This window comes from Ilumatobacter sp. (assembly GCF_030065885.1).
Taxonomy (GTDB): domain Bacteria; phylum Actinomycetota; class Acidimicrobiia; order Acidimicrobiales; family Ilumatobacteraceae; genus Ilumatobacter.
The window spans coordinates 1-18,316 of the sequence record NZ_JASJCS010000057.1 but is presented as its reverse complement, the minus strand read 5'-3'; the positions used below and the strand labels follow the sequence as shown (position 1 = coordinate 18,316).

At 69.5% G+C, this 18,316-nt stretch carries 18 protein-coding genes and 1 tRNA gene; 10 read left to right on the top strand and 9 right to left on the bottom strand.

Going from position 1 to position 18,316, the window contains the following annotated elements; translation table 11 throughout:
* The first annotated feature begins 11 nt into the window (after window positions 1-11).
* The 3 genes from QNJ12_RS13075 to QNJ12_RS13065 are packed head-to-tail and all read left to right on the top strand — an operon-like array spanning window position 12 to window position 1,692.
* Entirely contained in the window at window positions 12-497 is a 486-nt protein-coding gene (locus QNJ12_RS13075; RefSeq protein WP_300623099.1) for a DUF4262 domain-containing protein, read from the top strand.
* Window positions 494-871 (top strand): thiol-disulfide oxidoreductase DCC family protein, encoded by a 378-nt coding sequence (locus tag QNJ12_RS13070; protein ID WP_300623098.1) that lies wholly within the window; start codon window positions 494-496, stop codon window positions 869-871. The genes QNJ12_RS13075 and QNJ12_RS13070 overlap by 4 nt, the downstream gene beginning before the upstream one ends.
* Before the next feature lie 17 nt (window positions 872-888).
* The gene (locus QNJ12_RS13065) at window positions 889-1,692 is read left to right on the top strand and encodes an alpha/beta hydrolase (RefSeq protein WP_300623097.1); all 804 of its coding nucleotides are present in this window, start codon (window positions 889-891) and stop codon (window positions 1,690-1,692) included.
* A gap of 19 nt (window positions 1,693-1,711) precedes the next feature.
* Here QNJ12_RS13065 and QNJ12_RS13060 read toward each other — a convergent pair whose 3' ends face one another.
* Window positions 1,712-2,557: an alpha/beta fold hydrolase gene (locus tag QNJ12_RS13060; protein WP_300623096.1), complete on the bottom strand. Its 846-nt coding sequence runs from the start codon at window positions 2,555-2,557 to the stop codon at window positions 1,712-1,714.
* A 246-nt stretch (window positions 2,558-2,803) separates the two neighbouring features.
* On the opposite strand from QNJ12_RS13060, the gene QNJ12_RS13055 reads away from it, so the two are divergent.
* The 5 genes from QNJ12_RS13055 to QNJ12_RS13035 all read left to right on the top strand — a co-directional run bounded on the left by QNJ12_RS13055 (window position 2,804) and on the right by QNJ12_RS13035 (window position 5,863).
* Entirely contained in the window at window positions 2,804-3,994 is a 1,191-nt protein-coding gene (locus QNJ12_RS13055; protein WP_300623095.1) for a homoserine O-acetyltransferase, read from the top strand.
* Window positions 3,995-4,798, top strand: coding sequence for a DNA-formamidopyrimidine glycosylase family protein (locus QNJ12_RS13050; protein WP_300623094.1), 804 nt, complete (start codon window positions 3,995-3,997; stop codon window positions 4,796-4,798).
* Window positions 4,799-4,837: 39 nt separating this feature from the next.
* Window positions 4,838-5,452: a hypothetical protein gene (locus tag QNJ12_RS13045; RefSeq protein WP_300623093.1), complete on the top strand. Its 615-nt coding sequence runs from the start codon at window positions 4,838-4,840 to the stop codon at window positions 5,450-5,452.
* Window positions 5,453-5,499: 47 nt separating this feature from the next.
* Entirely contained in the window at window positions 5,500-5,733 is a 234-nt protein-coding gene (locus tag QNJ12_RS13040; RefSeq protein WP_300623092.1) for a hypothetical protein, read from the top strand.
* Window positions 5,734-5,787: 54 nt separating this feature from the next.
* Window positions 5,788-5,863 (top strand) — tRNA-Gly (locus QNJ12_RS13035).
* Between the two features lie 108 nt (window positions 5,864-5,971).
* On the opposite strand, the gene QNJ12_RS13030 is transcribed toward QNJ12_RS13035, so the two are convergent.
* The 3 genes from QNJ12_RS13030 to QNJ12_RS13020 form a co-directional block, all read right to left on the bottom strand.
* The gene (locus QNJ12_RS13030) at window positions 5,972-8,407 is read right to left on the bottom strand and encodes a hypothetical protein (protein ID WP_300623091.1); all 2,436 of its coding nucleotides are present in this window, start codon (window positions 8,405-8,407) and stop codon (window positions 5,972-5,974) included.
* A 473-nt stretch (window positions 8,408-8,880) separates the two neighbouring features.
* A complete protein-coding gene (locus QNJ12_RS13025) occupies window positions 8,881-10,494 on the bottom strand; it encodes a phage tail tip lysozyme (protein ID WP_300623090.1) in 1,614 nt (537 codons plus the stop codon).
* Between the two features lie 143 nt (window positions 10,495-10,637).
* Window positions 10,638-12,443, bottom strand: coding sequence for a hypothetical protein (locus QNJ12_RS13020; protein ID WP_300623089.1), 1,806 nt, complete (start codon window positions 12,441-12,443; stop codon window positions 10,638-10,640).
* Between the two features lie 260 nt (window positions 12,444-12,703).
* On the opposite strand from QNJ12_RS13020, the gene QNJ12_RS13015 reads away from it, so the two are divergent.
* Window positions 12,704-13,402, top strand: coding sequence for a hypothetical protein (locus QNJ12_RS13015; protein ID WP_300623088.1), 699 nt, complete (start codon window positions 12,704-12,706; stop codon window positions 13,400-13,402).
* 28 nt (window positions 13,403-13,430) lie between these two features.
* Here QNJ12_RS13015 and QNJ12_RS13010 read toward each other — a convergent pair whose 3' ends face one another.
* From QNJ12_RS13010 to QNJ12_RS12990, 5 genes are all read right to left on the bottom strand, one after another.
* Complete coding sequence (locus tag QNJ12_RS13010) at window positions 13,431-14,438, bottom strand: DUF302 domain-containing protein (RefSeq protein WP_300623087.1); 1,008 nt, start codon at window positions 14,436-14,438, stop codon at window positions 13,431-13,433.
* A 189-nt stretch (window positions 14,439-14,627) separates the two neighbouring features.
* Window positions 14,628-15,050, bottom strand: coding sequence for a MaoC/PaaZ C-terminal domain-containing protein (locus QNJ12_RS13005; RefSeq protein WP_300623086.1), 423 nt, complete (start codon window positions 15,048-15,050; stop codon window positions 14,628-14,630).
* A gap of 11 nt (window positions 15,051-15,061) precedes the next feature.
* Window positions 15,062-15,565, bottom strand: a complete 504-nt coding sequence (locus QNJ12_RS13000) for a MaoC family dehydratase N-terminal domain-containing protein (protein ID WP_300623085.1) — start codon at window positions 15,563-15,565, stop codon at window positions 15,062-15,064.
* A gap of 85 nt (window positions 15,566-15,650) precedes the next feature.
* Entirely contained in the window at window positions 15,651-16,142 is a 492-nt protein-coding gene (locus QNJ12_RS12995; RefSeq protein WP_300623084.1) for a PPOX class F420-dependent oxidoreductase, read from the bottom strand.
* A gap of 49 nt (window positions 16,143-16,191) precedes the next feature.
* Window positions 16,192-17,163 carry an aldo/keto reductase gene (locus QNJ12_RS12990; protein WP_300623083.1) on the bottom strand — a complete coding sequence of 324 codons (972 nt, stop codon included), beginning with the start codon at window positions 17,161-17,163 and terminating at the stop codon, window positions 16,192-16,194.
* A 252-nt stretch (window positions 17,164-17,415) separates the two neighbouring features.
* Between QNJ12_RS12990 and QNJ12_RS12985 the strand changes: the two genes are divergently transcribed.
* Window positions 17,416-18,246, top strand: coding sequence for a hypothetical protein (locus tag QNJ12_RS12985; RefSeq protein ID WP_300623082.1), 831 nt, complete (start codon window positions 17,416-17,418; stop codon window positions 18,244-18,246).
* The last annotated feature ends 70 nt before the right edge of the window (window positions 18,247-18,316 follow it).

Here is an 18,316-nt window from a genome sequence, read left to right as displayed (position 1 = left end):
CGATGAACGGCATGGAGCTGCCCGACTTCCACATCCCGCATGCGGAGAAGATCGAGTGGATGATCGAGACCGACGGGTGGGCGCTCGAACCGGTTCCGCCGAGCAGCGGCACCGAACCGCCGACGCCGGCGTATGCGTACACCATCGGCGTTTCCGACCTCGTCGGCTTCCCCGACATCGCCGTGTTCGGGTTGACGCCTGCCGCTGCGAACGGGCTGATCGGGCTCGTGGTCGACGCGCTCCGGGGTGGCACCGAGATCCCGCTCGGCGTCGAGCTGATCGGGCTGCTCGACAACGAGCTCAGGTGCCTGTTCGCACCGATCGACCTCGAGCAGCACGGCCCGGCCTTCGAGACGGCAGCGGCGTGGTACCGGGGCGAACGGCACGACATGGTGCAGATGCTCTACCCGGATCGCAACGGCTTCATGCCGTACGAGACGGGCTTCGAACAGCGCCTCCGGCTGGCGCAACCCGTGATCGGGACGCTGCCGTCGTGACGGTGACCGGTCGACCGCTCCTCGTCTTCGACGGCGACTGCGGGTTCTGCACGACGTCGGCCCGATTGGGGCAGCGCTGGTTGCGCCTCGACCACGTCGAGCCGTGGCAGTTCCTCGACCTCGCCGAGCTCGGCCTGAGCGAGGAGGCGTGCACGACCGCCGTGCAGTGGGTCGACGACGCCGGCACCGTCAGCTCCGCCGAGCACGCAGTGATCGCCGCGTTCCGGCACGCCGGCGGCGTGTGGGCGGTGCTCGGCCGCATCATGGACCTGCCCGGTGTCCGCCAGTTGGCCGGCGTCGTCTATCGACTCGTGGCGAGGTACCGGCACAAGCTCCCGGGTGGGACGCCCGCCTGCAAGCTGCCGAACCCGTGACCGGTACGGTCCGTCGCATGGCGACCGAGGAGATCCGCGGTGTCGAGCTCGCGTACGACCTGAGCGGGAGCGGACCCGATCTCGTGTGGGGGCACGGGCTGACGAGCGGGATGGCGTCCGAGGACGAGCTCGGGCTGTTCGACTTCGACGCCCTCCGCGAGGTGGCGACGGTGCTGCGGTACGACGCTCGCGGCCACGGCGCGTCCGGGTCGACGCCGAGCGACGACGGCTACCACTGGCGCGAGCTCGCCCGCGACCAGTTGGCGCTGGCCGACCGCTTGGGCATCGACCGCTACGTTGCCGGGGGAGCGTCGATGGGTGCGGCGACCGCGCTGCACGCTGCCGTGCTGGCGCCGGAGCGGATCACCGCCCTGGTGCTCGTGATCCCGCCGACGGCGTGGGCGACCCGGGCCGCGCAGACCGACGTCTACGCTGCGACCGCCGAGCTCGTGGCGGCCGGCGATCACGCCACGCTGCTGGCGGCGGCCGCCGAGCGCCCGTCGCCGGATCCGTTCACCGACGACCCGTACTTCGGCGAGCGGTTCGAGCGGGTGTTGCGCGAGACCGAGCCGGAGCGGCTCGCCAGGATCTTCCGCGGTGCCGTCACGACCGATCTGCCCTCGCCGGACGACGTCGCCCGCATCGAGGTGCCGACGCTGATCCTCGCCTGGACGGGCGACCCCGGCCATCCCGTGAGCACCGCGGCCCGCCTGCAGGAGCTGATGCCGTACGCCGAGCTGGCGTTGGCCACGACGCCGGACGGTCTGTCCACCTGGACCGACCGCGTGCGCCACTTCGTCGACGTCGCCGACCCCGAGTAGCCGTCGCCGGCTACTCGTCCTACTCGTCGAAGCGGTGGCAGAAGCGTGCCACCTCGTCGACCCAGCGGTGCCACAGCTCGGGCGGGTAGTCGTGGCCCATGCCCTCGATCGCGACGAACTCGGCTCCGGGGATCAGCTCGGCGGTACGGCGCCCGCCGGCGATGTCGATCAGGGTGTCGGCGGTGCCGTGCATGACGAGCGTCGGCGTGGTGATCTGGCCCAGGTCGTCGGCCCGTGACGGCGATGCCATGAGGGCGAAGTACTGGCGGGCCACGCCGGCCGGGTCGAAGTTGCGGTCGAACGCCCGCTCGGCGTCGGCGCGCCACCGCGCCTCGTCCGCGAATTCCGGGCTGCCCCAGATCCGCTGACCGGCGACGTGCCGCGCGATCGACGACTCGCGATCGAGCGCCGGCGGTCCGGTGAGCTGCGCCAGTGCCTCGGGCGTCGACCGGCTGTGCTCACGCTCACCGGTGTGGGACATGACGGACACCATCGTCAGCAGACGCTCGCGATGTGCGATCGCCAGCTGCTGCGCGATCATGCCGCCCATCGAGAGGCCCATCACGTGCGCGCGTGCAACGCCTGCTGCGTCGAGCACCGCGACGGCATCGCCGGCCATGTCGGCCAGCCGGTACGCCGCGTGGTGCTCGTCGAGCTCGGCCTCGCCGAGGTGCGACGACAAGCCGACGTCGCGGTTGTCGAACCGGATCACGTGGAAGCCGGCGTCGACGAACATCGCGCACCACTCCTCGTGGAAGTTGATGCACTGCGAGCCGAGCCCGTTGACGAGCAGCAGGGTGGGATCGTGAGATGAGCCGAACGCCTCGTAGTACAGCGTGCAGTCACCGTTGATCGCGATGGCCATGGGTGGCGAACGTAGTCATCGGGGTCCGCGTCGCCGGCACTCGAACGGCCGGCCTGCGAGCCTCGCTGGTACAGTTCCGGCTGCATCAAGAGCGGCTCGAGCAACGGGCCCGGCAACCTGGGCGACGCCCCCAAGGTGCCCCTCTCGACGTCGGCCGCTGGCCGTCGGCGGGACATGCGGCCGGCTGGTCCGGCAAACCGGCGTGCGGGCCGCTCGCGATGCAACGGACAGGAGACGATCGACGACATGCGAGCGGACAGGAACCCGATGGCGAGTGAGCCGTTGCCCGTGTCGGGCGCCTGGCAGGCCGGCGACCCCGCCGGGAGCCGTCAGTTCTTCACGTTCGCCGACGACCACCCGTTCGCCGTCGACAGCGGCGCTGCGCTCAGCGACGTCACCATCGCGTACGAGACCTGGGGCACGCTCAACAGCGATGCGTCGAACGCCGTGCTCGTGCTCCACGCGTGGACGGGTGACTCGCACGCTGCCGGCCGCGCCGACAGCGGTCACTCGACGCCCGGCTGGTGGGACGACGTCGTCGGGCCGGGCAAGTACATCGACACCGACGAGTGGTTCGTCGTCTGCCCGAACGTCCTCGGCGGGTGCCAGGGCTCGACCGGGCCGGCGTCCCCGCACCCGGTCGACGGCAAGCCCTACGGATCGCGCTTCCCGGTGGTGACGATCCGCGACATGGTGCGCACCCAGGCCCGACTCATGCCGCACCTCGGCGTCGACCGTTGGGCGGCAGTGGTCGGCGGTTCGATGGGCGGCATGCAGGTGCTGGAGTGGGCGATCACGTACCCGCGGCGGGTGCGCTCGGTCATCCCGATCGCCAGCTGCATGCAGGCGAGCGCGCAGCAGATCGCCTGGGGCGTGATCGGGCGGCGGGCGATCCGCCTCGACCCGCGATGGCGCGGCGGCGACTACTACGACGCCGACCCCGGCGACGGGCCCGCCGAAGGGCTGGCGATCGCCCGCCAGGTCGCGCAGGTGACGTTCCGCAGCGACAACGCGTTCACCGAGCGGTTTGGGCGCAGCCTGACCGACCGGGCTCAGTTCGGCGACCACTTCGGGCTGTGGCAGGAGTTCGAGGTCGAGCGCTACCTCCACTATCACGGCGACAAGCTGGTCCGCCGCTTCGACGCCAACAGCTACCTCATCATCGGGAAGGCGATGGATCTCCACGACGTGGCGCGAGGGCGCGGCTCGCTCGAGCGCGCGATGGCGCGGATCACCGTGCCGAACCTCACCATCGGCATCAACAGCGACATGCTCTACCCGCAGTACCAGCAGCGCCACATGTCGCAGCTGCTCAGCTCGGCCGGCGTGCCCAACGAGTACGCCGAGGTCGACTCACACCACGGCCACGACGCATTCCTGATCCACTTCGACGAGGTCGGCGAGCCGATCAAGCGCTTCCTCGAGCGGCTGGACTGAATGCCCGAGGGGCTCGAGGCCGAGATCTACCGGCGGTCCGCCGAGTCGATCCTCGGCCGCGTCGTTCGTGAGGTCCGCGTCGACGAGCGCCAGCCGATGGCCGCCGAGCTGATGGCCATCCTGCCAGGCCGCCGCTTCACCACCGCCCGGCGACGCGGCAAGCTCGTGCTCCTCGACACGTCCGTCGACGACCGCCCCGACGTCACGCTCGGCCTGCACTTCGGCATGACCGGACGGCTCGTCGTCGACGGCGAGGCGGCGATCGAGCGGCTCGAGTACGCGAGCGACCGCGACGATGCCGCATGGGACCGGCTGGTCGTCGTCCTCGACGGTGGCAGTGTCGTCCGTGTCAACGATCCGCGCCGCTGGGCACGTTTCACCGTCGACCCCGACGAGGCGCGGCTCGGCCCCGACTTCCTGTCGGTCGACGCCGAGGAGCTCGCCGCTCGACTGGTCGGCCGGCGGGCTGCCCTCAAGTCGCTCCTGCTCGACCAGGCGATCGTCGCCGGCTTCGGCAACCTGTGCGTCGACGAGGTGCTCTGGCAGGCGGGCCTCTCGCCGCACATGCCCGGGGGCGCACTCGACGCCGACGCGATCGAGCGCCTCGTCGCCGAGATGCGACGGCACCTGCCTGCCATGCTCGAGCGTGGCGGCAGCCATCGCGGCACGATCGATCCCGAGGTGCGGGCCTCGATGACGCCGTGCCCTCGCGACGGGACCCGGCTGCGCCGCGAGCCGATCGGTGGACGCACGACCGTGTGGTGCCCCGCCCACCAGCTGGCGGCTGCGCCCCCCGCCCGATGAGACCCGGGCTCGGCGAGCACCATGGCAGAATGGCCGCCAGTGACGTACGCGCTGACGACGAGGTTGACCGCCACCGCGGCATCGGTCGGTGACCCAGAAGGCACCCGGGCGATCACGTCGATCATCGCGCTGCTCGTCGCCCTCGGTCTGACGCTGATCATGGTGGCGGTCTGGCTGTACCGCTCGACCCGGCCCGATCCCGAGCTGCTCGCTCCGCTCGAGGCGATGGGCGAGCGGCGCTGGCGGCGGCGCGATCCGGTCTGGCAGCGGCGTCGGCTCGACGAGCTGCGCCCCGCCGGCGCCGAACCGATCGAGCCGATCGCAGCGCCTCCCGAGGTCGACGAGGCGTTCGAGAAGGGGCCGACGGCCGGGGGCTTCGACGACCTGCACGACGGCGAGGGCGAGCGGGTCGGTGTGGCCGCCGACGAGCGTACGGGCACGTCCCGTGTCGAGCCGGCCGAGCCGGCGGAGGACGCCGCGGTCGACGAGGAAGCGCGCCGGGCGGCCGCGGCGGACACGCCCGTCGAGACCGAGCGGCCGCTGGACGAGTTGCCCGAGTCGGACCTCGATCCCGCTGCGCTCGAGGCGGCGCTCGCCGAGCTCGACGCCGAGCTCCGCCGCTCTCGATTCAGGCCCCGCTCGTCGGCGGAGTGACGCGCTGGGCGATCGCGCCGACCGGCCCGCTGGATACGATCGGCTCCATGGCAAGCCTCGACACCGATGCGATGATCGCCCGTTTCCGTGAGCGGGCCCATGCGGTCAAACAGCGCCCGCTCCCTCCTGTCGCAGGGGAGGAGCGCCAGCACTTCATCGAGCAGGCCAAGCTCGACTATCAGGACTTCGCCATCATCGGTGACGCCGAGGCCGTCATCGACGACGGCATCCTGACCCTGCGCGTCGACCTCCGCCCGGCCGACCAGCGAGGTGACGGGTAGGCCCTCGCCCTTGTCCGCTCACGCGGGAAGGTTGGTAGTCTTGACGCTCGCTACGCGGACGTGGCTCAGTTGGTAGAGCATCACCTTGCCAAGGTGAGGGTCGCGGGTTCGAATCCCGTCGTCCGCTCCAAAGAACCTGCTCAGCGGCCCTGACGGGGCCGCTGAGTCGCGTCTCGGCGCATCTCGGGAGCAGAGGCGAGGACCCGCTCGGCAGATGGTCTGGCCGCGCGTCCAGGGTTCACGACCACGAGCTCACGTCGAGCGACGCGAGGATGACGGCCATCGCCTCCACGTCTCGTGGGGTGATCGTGCTGAACTCGATGCGCACGAAGTGGTCGACCCCTCGGGCTTGTGCGACGACCAAGAAGTCGCCGGCGCCTCCCGCACCGCAACGCGTTGCTGACACATAGGTCCCGAGGTAGTCGCCATCGTCGTAGGGTCCCGTCTCGATGGTGGCGCACTGGTCGAGGTGGTCGAGCTCGAAGCTCGCGAGCCAATCGGCAGGCGTCGGGTAGGCGGTCGCCGCGCGCCGCGATGCCTCGATCACGACGCCGGGCACATCCCACACGGTGGCGAAGAGCCGGAGGTCGGGCGACGCCACGAGGAGCGGTTCGGGAGGGTCGCCGCGGGGCTCGCCGAACACGTCGTTCCACTCGATCGGGACGTCGACGCTGATCGCTCCGGTGTCGTCGGTGATGGTGACGTAGCGGGCGTACGCGGCGTCGTCGGTGAAGTAGCCGAAGACGTCCACGATGAGATGGACCGTGCCGAACCGGTTGTAGAGGATGATGGCGCCGGGGAAGTCCGGGTTCGCGCACCCGGTCGGCGACGAGAGGCGCACGACGACGTGGTTCGGGACGGATTGGCCGGGGACGTAGTTGAGATTCGAGGCCAACGGGAGGTAACACAGATCGTCGGGGAACACGGTCGTGTAGCTGGGAGCGGTCGGTTCGGTTGCGGTCACGTTCAACACCGCAGCGCGGGCGCCGACCACCGGCACCCCTGCCCAGCCGACGATCGCAAGTGTCAGCCCGCAGTCCTCGCAGATCGGCTCGTCCAGCATCTCGCGACTGTCGAAGTGGCGGCTCGGGTTGAGCCCGACGAAACGGCCGGCCTCACCGAATCGGTCGTCGTCGAAGTACCCGACGACGTCGGCGAGCACATGCACCGACCCGTGCCGGTTGTAGAAGTTGACGATCCCGCTCGGCGGCACGCGCACGACGACCAGGTTCGGGACCGTCAATCCCGCCACATAGTTCAGGTTCGACGCCAGTGGAGGCGTTGCGACGTCGTTCGGGTACACCGTGAGATAGCTCGGCTGGGTCGGCTGAGTGACGGTGACGTTCATCACGACACCGGACACACCGACACCCGGGACGCCACCTCTGCCGAGCACGCCGAACTGCAGGGACTCGTCGGGCCCGACCGGGCCCACGCCGACACCTCCCAGACCGGTACGGGTATCGAAGTACCGGAACGGATCATCGATCGAATGGAACCGAGACCCGGCGGGACCGCTCCTGTCGGCATAGAACCCGACGACGTCGAAGATCACGTGCACCGAACCGAACCGGTTGAACGCGCTGACCCGCCCTCCGGCGCCCACCGCGACGGTCACCAGGTTCGGGACGGTCTGCCCTGCCACGTAATTGAGGTTCGACACCAGCGGCCGATCGACATCGGTCGGCCAGACCGTCAAGTAGCTCGGCGCGGTCGGTTGGGTCACCGTCACGTTCATCACCACCGCCGACACCCCATCGGCAGCGACGCCGCCGCGGCCCGTGATCTGCACTGCGAACGATGCGGTGGCGCCCAACGGGGTCGTCGCGCCGTTGCGGCCGTTCCCGGTCCGCGTGTCCAGGATCCGGGCCGGCGTCAGGGATGTGAACTCCCCAGCCGAAGATGGCTTCGTCGCGACGGGCTGCCAGTCGGAGTACTTGTCGTCGCTCAGACGGAGCGACGTGAGCTGCACCGGTGCTCCGCGTCCATCGCCGCGGATCCGGTACAGATCGCTGGAGTATCCACCGTTGACGACGATGTGTTCGCCTTCGGGGGACCAACTGGCCTGACCGACGTTGACGAACTCGGTCAGGAGCTCTACCCCGGTTCCGTCAGGAGCGACGGTGTACAACTCCTGGGCGGCGAGATGCGGGTCGGATCGTCTCGTGAACAGGATCTTGGTGCCGTCGGGTGACCAGTCTGGAAAGCCGTCGCCGGCGGTGTGACGCGTGAGACGGGAGACGTCGGATCCGTTCGCGTCCATCACGAAGATGTCGCCGATCCCTTCGCTCTTGCGAACGTAGAACCGATCCGACGCGAATGCGATCCTGGACCCGTCCGGCGACCACGTCGGGAACGTCTCCCACGATCCGGACCAGCCTCCCAGGTGTTGTTGATCGCTCCCGTCGCTGTCCATCACCCAGATGTCGTAGTCATCAGCGCCGCCAGCGTGCTCGGTGAATCGTGCGAATGCGATCTTGGACCCGTCCGGCGACCACGTCGGGCTCCAGTCCGATCCGGTCGACAGTTGGGTGAGGTTCGCGCCACCGGCACCGATGACCCAGATGCCCTTGTCCAGGTTCGCATCCGAGAACGCGATGTGCTTCCCGTCCGGCGACCAGGAGGGAGTGCTTCCCTTCGTCAACTCCCGGAGGCCGGATCCGTCCGCTCGCATCGTCCAGATGCTGGACCCGCCCGACGACGAGCCAGCGCTGGTGCTCAACGCGATGAGCCCGTTGTAGCCCGGCGCACTCGCCGCCGCCGGGCCCTGAGGCGCGACCAACGCAACCGCCGGGACCGCAAGACCGGCACATGCAGTCGCGGCGAGGAGGGCACTGCATCTCACCGGAGTTCGCCCACGACCTCTCGCCCGTCGCCTCGACCCGTTCACGGCGAAACCCCCTTCGATACCACGATCGTTCGGGCAGAAGAGGCCGGCGACGGCAGCTCCCTCACCCGCATCATAACCGGCCCGTCGGATCAGCGATCAGCGGTCGCTGCGACGACCGACTCTGCTCGTCTCCGTCGAACAGCTGCCGAGCATCCGGCGGCCAGTGCCCTGCGACACCTCACCGTCGACCACGCCGCGACGCGACCTCCGGACGGTGACACCGAGGTGCTCACCCGTGCCGCGAGTGACGCAGGCGGTTACTCCTCTACGGCGCGGAAGTCCTCGAGCACCCGCCTGGCGAACTCGCGTCGCTTCTGCTGCTGCGTGGTGCCCATGTCGGCCGGGCGCTCGAACTCCAGCAGGAACACGTCGCTCGCCCTGTCGACCGTGACCCCTGCGGCGCGCACGACCTCGTCGACCGTCGTCCTGAACTGCGACGACCTGAGCTCATCCACGAGGTAGTCGATCTGCGCGTCCATGTCGAAGAGGATGGCCGCGCCGAGCTTCGAACCTTCGAAGCGATGCTCGAAGAGACCGGCCCGGCGGGTCGGGAACGTCCATTGGGCGAGGCCGGCGCCGGGACGCTTCGGACCCGTCTGGCCCGGAGCGCGGTTCATCACCTGTTCCGCGGTCCACGTCGTCGAGGTGCCCTGGTTGTTGGCGCTGGTCATCGGAGCACTGGCCCTGCTGCCCTCGACACGGTTCGGCATGACACCGGACTCGGCCTCGAGGTTGCCGACGATCCCGGCCGCGCCGTTCACCGGGTACCCGTACCGGTCGGTGAGGATCTGCATCGCCCGGATGCGCCGCGTGCGGACGGGTATCGCCGACCAGTCCGACATCGGGCCGAGCACACGCATGGGTGCACCGACCGGCACGTCGCGGAGGGTGAAGTCGTCGAGCCGCCCCGACGTCATCGGTCCGACGATCCCGTCGACATCGAGCCCGAGCTGCCGCTGGAAGTCCTCGACGGCGCGCTTCGTCTTCGACCCGAAGATGCCGTCGACCCGCCCGGGGTCGTGTCCGGCCGCCTTGAGGGCCCGCTGCAGCTCCTTGACCTTGTCGCCACGCATGCGCGGCGTCCTCAGTCGCAGTCGGAACGACGCGCTCGTCTCGGTGTCGAGCGGCCGCTCGTGATCACCGGTCGGCGCGACGTCTTCGCGGCGCGGTGTCGACTCGTCGTCGAGCGCCCGATCGCTTGCCGAATCGGTCGTCGTGGCGCCCATTCCCAACCGGGCGGTCGCCAGGTTGAAGGCCGCCCAGACCGCCGGATCGTCGATCGGTCCATCGATGTCGAGTTGCTCGAGCACGGCCTGCAGTGCGGCGTTCGTGCGTGGTCCCTTGTCGCCGTCGATCGCGATCGGCCGGCCGTGCACGTGGGTGATCGCCGCCTGGAGGTACTTGACCGCCGACGGCGACGTCGAGCTGAACCCGGGCGGATGCTTGTCGGTGATGTGGAAGTGATCTTCGTGGGTGGCGTCGAACGCCGCATGGAGCACGAACCTCATGTGCCGGTTCAGGATCCCACCGACTGCCCAGTAGAACGGCGCATCGGCGGCGAAGTCGACGCTGTAGAACTCGCGCTCCGCCCGCTCGTCGTCGGCGAGCCAGACGATGCCGTCGAGGTCGAACGCCCGGCCTTCGCCGTGCATGCCGGCCTTGTCGACGAACGCACCAGCGGTGACGATGACGCTCGCCTTCCCGAGCCCGCAGTGCTCCCACATCTCGGCGAACATCGCGTCCAACTTGGCCTTGAAGGCCGCCTGCGATCGGAACCGGCGTCGCGTACCCCGGTTTCGCACCGACGGAACCAGGTCGCGTGCGTAGTGCACGGGTACACCGCCGATCTCGTCCCACGTCACGAGCGCCATCAGCGTCTCCCTTCTTCGTCGCGCCGCTGCGCGGCGCGTCCGGAACGACCTCCGATGGTACGCAAGGTCAGTGCCGCCGCTCCGCCGAATATCCCGCCCGCGGGACGGTGGTACGTGCCCCCGCCCCGTCGGCGCGGGGCCCTTCACGGACCGGCTGCGCCGCCCGTCGGGTGCGGTTGCCAGGCCGGCCACACTTCGATCGCGTCGCCGAAGGTGAGCTGCGTCTTGGGACCTCCTGCGGCCCGCATCACGTAGATGTCGGCAGGTGGATCGTTGACGCAGCACTCCGTGTCCCCGCTCGCGGGATCGACGTAGGGCCCGAACGGCCCCTCGGAGTCGAATGCGATCATCGTGCCGTCGGGCGACCACGCCGGCGAACCATCGAACCGTGTCGGGTCGTCGGTGAGGTTGCGCTGGCCGGAGCCGTCGGCGTTCATGATCCACACGTCGGAGTGGTCGTCGGACGCAGCGCCGGAGAAGTCCCATTCCACGAAGGCGATCTCGGAACCGTCCGGCGACCAGGTCGGTCCGCCGAGGTTCCCGGGGTCGGTCAGCCGAGTCGGATTGCCGCCGCCGGGTTCGATCGTCCAGATCTCGCTCGTCCCCGTGAGCACGGTGCCGTCGACCACGTTGGCGTTGTAAAGGAGGAGCGCGCCGTCCGGCGACCAGTCCACCGAGTCCTGCTGAAGGACGTCGTTGGTGATGCGACGGTTGTCGGTGCCGTCGGCGTCGATGATCCAGATGTCCCAGGCCGTCGTCACGTACGCGATCTGTTGACCGTCGGGCGACCACGACAGTGACACGGCGTGGTTCGGCCCGGGCAGATCGGTGAGGTTCCGGAGGCCGGTACCGTCGGCGTCGACGATCCAGACGTCGGGGACGACGCCCAACGGGGTCGAGACACCGGGATCGAACCCGGTGAAGGCGAGCTGCGTCCCGTCGGGTGACCAGTCGGGGCCACCGTCGACGTAGATGCCGGTGTCCAGCCGACGCTGGTCGGAACCGTCGGCGTCCATGAGCCACAGGGCGGGGAGCATCCACGGATCCTCGGGCGCTTCGGCCCTCGCGTAGGCGATCTGCTGCGGCTGCTCGCAATCGGATCCGGTGGCCGGCGGAGCCGGGCCGGCGAGGTGGCCGGCGACGTCGACGACGAGGTGGGTCGCAGCGTGCGCAGAGATGCAGACCTGACCGCCCGCACCGAGGCGGGCGACGACGGTGTTGGCGATGGTCTGGCCGGGGGAGTGGTTGATGTTGGAGGCGTTGGGGCGCGCGGTGCCGGTGGGGTGGACGGTGATGTGCCCGGGTCCGAGGGGGTCGACGGCGGCGACGTTCAACACCACGGCGGAGGCGTCGAGCGGAACGCCGGCTCGTCCGGTCACCTCGAGTTGCAGGCTGTGGCCGCCCGGCACGCGTCCGTTGCCGGCGTCCTGCCCGTCGATGGTGGTGAAGCCGGGTCGGGTGTCGGCGAGGCGTGCTGGTGCGTCGAGCGGGGTGTAGCTGCTGGTGGGGAGGTGTCCGGCGACGTCGACGATGACGTGGGTGGCGGCGTAGGTGTAGATCGACACGGCGCGGCCGGTGCCGAGGCGGGCGATGACGGTGTTGGCGATGGTCTGGCCGGTGAGGTGATTGATGTTGGAGGCGTTGGGGCGCGTGGTGCCGGTGGGGTGGACGGTGATGTGGCCGGGGCCGAGGGGGTCGACGGCGGCGACGTTCAACACGACGGCGGTGGCGTCGGCGGGGATCCCGGCGCGATCCGCCACTTGCACGGTCATCGTGCTCTGCGCGGTGCGTCGTCCGTCGCCGGCGTCCTGCCCGTCGATGGTGGTGAAGCCGGGTCGGGTGTCGACCAGACGCGCCGGCGACGGAAGCGCCACGTAGTCCGACCCCGCTTCGGCAGGATGCGACGGCGCTGCGACGGCGACCGCCGATGCAACGACGAACCCGGCCATCACCGACCACGACGACCGACGACGAACACTCCGACGACCAGTCGCACGCATCGCGACCACCTCCACGGCGGATTCTCCGCACTCCCATCATCCGCGGCGGGTCAACGATCCACAAGACGGAGACATGCGTTATCGCACGGGTCGGTGTCGAGGGCCGACGCGGCGACCTCGGCCGGCCGTCTTGGAGCCGATGTGTCGCGGCTCGGGTCAGCTGATCGCGGGCCGCGATGAGCATCGATGTCGATCGAGGGAGGTCATCGATGAGCAAGCATCAGGAATGGAAGATGCTCCATCTCCTCTACGGCCACGCTCGTCTCAGTGGAGATCGCAGCGTTCTGAGCCTCGACGAGCTGGAACATGCGGGAGTTCACTGTCTCGACGACACGATCATGCTCCTGGAGCAGAACGGGATCGTGTCACACGACGGTGACGAGTTCTCGCTCACGAACCCGACTCGTGCGATGATCAGCCGTTTCACGGTCGCGCTCGGCCCGGAGGCGAACAAGGACATCCGCGTCGACTACCCCGAGGCGTTCGTCGTCATGGCGTTCGGCGAACCGTGGTCCGACCGCGTGTACGACGACATGCTCGTGCCCGGCATCGAGGCCGCGGACTTCATCGCGACGCGGGGTGATGAGATCGTCCGCGTCGGGGATCTGAGCACGAACGTCTGGCAGAGCATCACGCAGGCCGGCGTGATCGTCGCCGACGTCTCGGTGCCCAACCCCAACGTCTACCACGAGATCGGGCTGGCGGATGCGCTGGGCAAGCCGGTCTTCCTCTTCAAGCAGTCCCACGTGACGCTGCCCGCCGATTTCTCGGGCATCCACTACTACGAGTACGACATGAGCGACGTCGAGCAGGGGAGGGATCTGATCCGCGACGAGCTCCTCAAGTGGGCCGACCACGAGGATCACCAGCCGTTCGGCGTCCGCGACCTCGTCGACGGCTCGCGGTGACGTCGGGCGTCGCGCCCGCCCGGTTCGACTAGGTGGTGCTCGTCGCTGCGGTCACGAAGTTGTCGATTGCCCCATCGATCGCGTCGAGCGACTCACGGACGTGCTGCAGCCGATGACGTCGCTTGAGGAATCGGACGTCGGTCGTCGAGACCTGCGTGACGCCGTTGGCGTCTTCCCACACCAGGATCTTGATCGGGAGGTCGATGCCCGCCGTCGGGGACCGCTGCATCAGTGGCGTGCCGAGGTTCGGATTGCCGAACACGACGAGTCTCGTCGGCTCCAGGACACCCGCCGCGTTGGCGCCGTGGTCGACGGTGAACGCCACCGAAGCGGGCGACCCCTCGATGGCCGCGAGGAGTCGGCTCCACGTGGTGTCGAAGTCGGCGTCGCTTGCCACGGTCACGACCCCGGGTCGGCGGGCCACGCGCCGGAGGACGCGATCGTGGCGCCACCTCGATTCGCAGTTGCGCTCGTCGCCCGTGGCGGTCGCCGCGAGTCCGGACAACGCCCCGGCGATCGTCTCGAGTGTGTCGGCGTCGCCGACGTCGTGGCGGGCGGCGAGGTAGTCGACCGAGTTGTACCCGACGAACACGCGCTGGCGGTCCTCCCACACCAGGATCTTCTGCGGCAGGTCGAGACCAGCTGTGCGGCCGACCTCCATGATCGGCGTGCCGAGAGCCGGGTTCCCGAAGACCACCACGCGATTCGGTTCGAGATCCAGTCCGGCACCGGCCGCTGCAGCGGCATGATCGACGGTCGCGACCACGGTGATGCTGGGGTTGTCATCGAGCGCCCCGATCAACGCAGCCCACGTGTCGTCGAAGTCCTGCCTGCTCTCGGTGACGACCATGCCGGGCACATGGGGCCGCCGGTGGCAGCGGCTGCCGTGCTGACGACCACCGCTGCCGTCCGCGTGCGCAGCGCTCACGTTGATGCCGATCATGGCTCCGGCGAGCAACAGGAGGGCGGTGGTCCTCAGCCGTCGCGACGGCGCGCACGGGCGCTGCGACGGTGCGTTGCGGTGGGCGTCGTTCATGATGATGTCCTCGCTCCGGCCCGCAACTGTGAACCGTAGCCCGCCACGGCAGCGGTCGGTGCCGCGCCCGGCGGAGTGTGCCGATCGGGACCGTGACGAGCCATCGGTCCCGGACTGGTCGAGTGCGTCCCGCAGCACGTTCGGGAACGGGCCAGCGATCCGTCGCCGCGGGACCGGCCGACCGGCTGCTCAGGGGTCGATGCGCGCGGACGCAGTGCCGGTGACCACCGGCACGCCGTCCTGGTTCACCGTCGTGACCGAGAAGTCGGCGATGTGGACGCCGTCCTCCTCCCGGATCGCGGCGACCTCGGCCGTACCGGTCAGGGTGTCGCCCGGCCAGACCTGGTTGACGAACCGCACGCCGTACCTCGTCAGCCTGCCGTCACCGACCCAGTCGGTCAGCAGCTTGCCGGTGATCCCCATCGTGAGCATGCCGTGGGCGAAGACGCCGGGGTAGCCGGCGACCTCGCGGGTGAACAGGTCGTCGGTGTGGAGCGGGTTGTAGTCGCCCGAGGCACCGGCGTACTGCACCAGCTGCGTCCGCTTCAGGTCCTCGACGAGCGTCACGGTGCGGCTGTCGCCCACTGCGAGCGTGGTTGCGCTCAGTGCCATCGTCGCCCCCCTCAGCCCTCGACCGGCTTCTCGGTCCGCACGCCGACGGCGCGCGCCGTGATGACGAGTTCGCCGTCTTGGTCGTGGTACTCGGTGATCGACTCGCTGAAGACCAGCTTGCCGGCCCGCTTGCTCTGCTTCTCCCATGTCTCGCCGGGCTGCGACGTCGCCGTCAGCACGTCGCCGGGTCGCAGGTGGCGGTGGTACTCGAAGTGCTGCTCGGCGTGCAGGCCGCCTCCTCCGCCGCCGCCTCCGCCACCACCGCCGGTGGCCGACCGGTCGATGCCCGTCGGGTTCGCACCCGACCCGAACCACGGCTCGCCGATCTTCGGGCGGAGTGGGTAGTCGGGATCGAACTGCGCGCTCGCCTGCGCGAACGTCGGCGGCGCGATGATGCCGCCCGGTTCGGTGTCGGCTGCCGCGTCGGCGTCGTGGTAGATCGGATTGTCGTCGCCGATCGAACGGGCGAACATCATGATGTGGCTCGCCTCGACCGGGAACCTGTCGACAGCCATGCGTGAGCTCCTTGAGGTGGTGTGCGCATCCGGACTACCACGCGAGCCGCGCTCGTTCCGCAGTCGGACGGCGTGGCCCGAGAGTTCAGCCTTCGAACAGCGACGGCGGGAACCCGCCCTTGCTGACCGGGCTCCAGCGTGTCGGTTCGATCACGATCAGGCACTTGCCCTGATCGGCCATCGCCTGCCGGTACTCGTCCCAGTCGGGGTGCTCGCCCGAGATGCAGCGGTAGTACTCGACGAAGCCGTCGGCTGCCTCGGGCATGTCGAGCACCTCGGCGTCGCCGTCGATCTGCACCCAGGCATCGTTGAAGGCCTCGCCGAGCACGGCGACGGACACGTGCGGGTTGCGGCGCGCGTTCTTCGCCTTCACCCGCTCGGGGTACGTGGCGATCGCCAGCCGACCGTCGGCCATCATGCCGCCGGACACCAGGCTCATCTGCGGCCGACCGTCCGAACGCGTCGTCGAGAGCACCCAGCGGTGCTTGTCGCCGAGGAACTCGGCGAGCTCGGCACGGTCGACGTCGACGTCGCTCGACATGTGCTGGGCGCGGGGGTCGTCGCGAGGGATCTTCATGGCCTCAGTCGACCACAACGGCACCCGTCGGGCGCAGCTGGCAGGCGGCTCATTGGAATCCGACGACATCGTGTGGCCGATACGGCTCTTCGAGTCGGGCGATCTCACCGGCCGACAACTCGAGCTCGACGGCCGCGACGGCGTCATCGAGGTGGCCCAGCTTCGTCGCGCCGACGATCGGCGCGGTGACGAACGGCTTCGACAGCATCCACGCCAGCGCCACCTGGGCCCGCGGCACGCCGCGCTGGGCGGCGATCTCGGCCACCCGCTCGACGATGGAACGATCCTCCGGCTGGTAGAGACCCTTGCCGAACTCGTCGGTCTCCGACCGTGCCGTCGTCTCGTCCCATTCCCTCGTCAGGCGGCCGCGAGCGAGCGGGCTCCACGGGATCACGCCGATGCCCTGATCGGCGCAGAGGGGCATCATCTCGCGCTCCTCCTCGCGATTGAGCAGGTTGTAGTGGTTCTGCATGCTGATGAACTTGGTCCATCCGCGGAGCTCGGCCGTGTACAGCGCCTTGCTGAACTGCCACGCAAACATCGACGACGCACCGACGTAGCGCGCCTTGCCGGCCTTGACGACGTCGTGCAGCGCCTCGATCGTCTCGTCGATCGGCGTGCGCGGGTCCCAGCGGTGGATCTGGTACAGGTCGATGTAGTCGGTGCCGAGCCGCTCGAGGCTGTGGTCGACCTCGGCCATGATCGCCTTGCGCGACAGGCCGACCGAGTTGCGCTCGCGGCGCATCGGGAAGAACACCTTCGTGGCGATCACGACCTCGTCGCGGCTGGCGAAGTCGCGCAACGCCCGCCCGACGATCCGCTCGCTGGTGCCGGCGGAGTACCCGTTGGCGGTGTCGAAGAAGTTGATGCCCGCGTCGAGCGCCCGCTGGATGAACGGTCGGCTGCTCGCTTCGTCGAGCGACCACTCGTGACGGCCCGCCGCGGGCTCGCCGAAGCTCATGCAACCGAGGCAGAGCCGCGACACCTCCAGGCCCGAGTTGCCGAGTTTGACGTACTTCATGGGGACCTTTCGGGGTGGGTGCGATACCACGGTATGGACGCTCTGAGCGGCGAGTCGAACCCGAGCTCGCGCCCAGCGCGCGAGGCGCTGCTCGTGTGGCGAGCAGACGTCAGGCGAGCTCGTGGCCCACAGCTACTATCGGGCTGGTCCGTCGCCCGCTTCCCGCGATCCCATGCCCCCGCTCCACACGCACCGACCTTCCGTCAGCGCCGCCTGCCGCCCTGCCGGCCTGACGCCGACGCGGACCGGCCGATGACGCCGCGCAGCGACGGCGTGTCGAGCGAGACGTCCGGCTCGGACGTGCTCGCCGGGCTGCTGGCGGCAGTCCCTCACGTCGTCGTCGAGCAGGATCGCATCGTCGAGGTGAGCCCGAGCGTCGAGGACGAGCTCGGGTGCGACGCCGCGCCGTTGCTCGGGCCGCTCGAGGCCATCGGCACCCGCCTCGACGACGCCACGTTCGACGAGCTCCGCAGCGGTGAGGCGGCGGTGCGGGTGCGGCTCACGCCGGCGTTGGCCGATCGACCGGTCCGGCTGCGTCGCCTGGGTGGTGGCCGCGGCCGCGTCTGGATCGAGGTCCGTTCGCTCGCGGATGAGTACCGGATGGAGTCGTTGCTGCGCCGAAGCGGGATCGGTCACATGCTGATCAGTCCGAAGGTCGAAGTGCAGTGGTCGATGACGTCGAACGAGCTGACCGAGGTCTTCCCGGGCGACGACCCGATGAACTGGGTCGAGCTGATGGACCCCGACGACATGCAGGCGATGGGCAAGGCGATCGCAGCGGTCGGTGCCGACCCGAGCCTCCGCAAGACCGTCCGCCACCGCCTCAAGGGCGATCGCACCTACACGGTGGTCGACACGATCGAGTCCGCGATGCACGACCCCGATCTGCGCGCCGTCCTGATGCGCAGTCGCCTGGAAGGGGCGGTCCTCGACGAGTCGAGAGCGGGCGCCGACCCGTCGGCCGGCGTCACCGTGTCGGATCACATGCCGATCGGGGTCATCGTGGCGAGCCGGGCGGGCAAGGTGCTGCACCGCAACGCCGTGGCGGCCGAGCTCGCCACGATGACCCCGATCGGCATGTGATCCGACACGGTGACGCCGGCCGACGGGTCGGCGCCCGCTCTCGACTCGTCGAGGACCGCCCCTTCCAGGC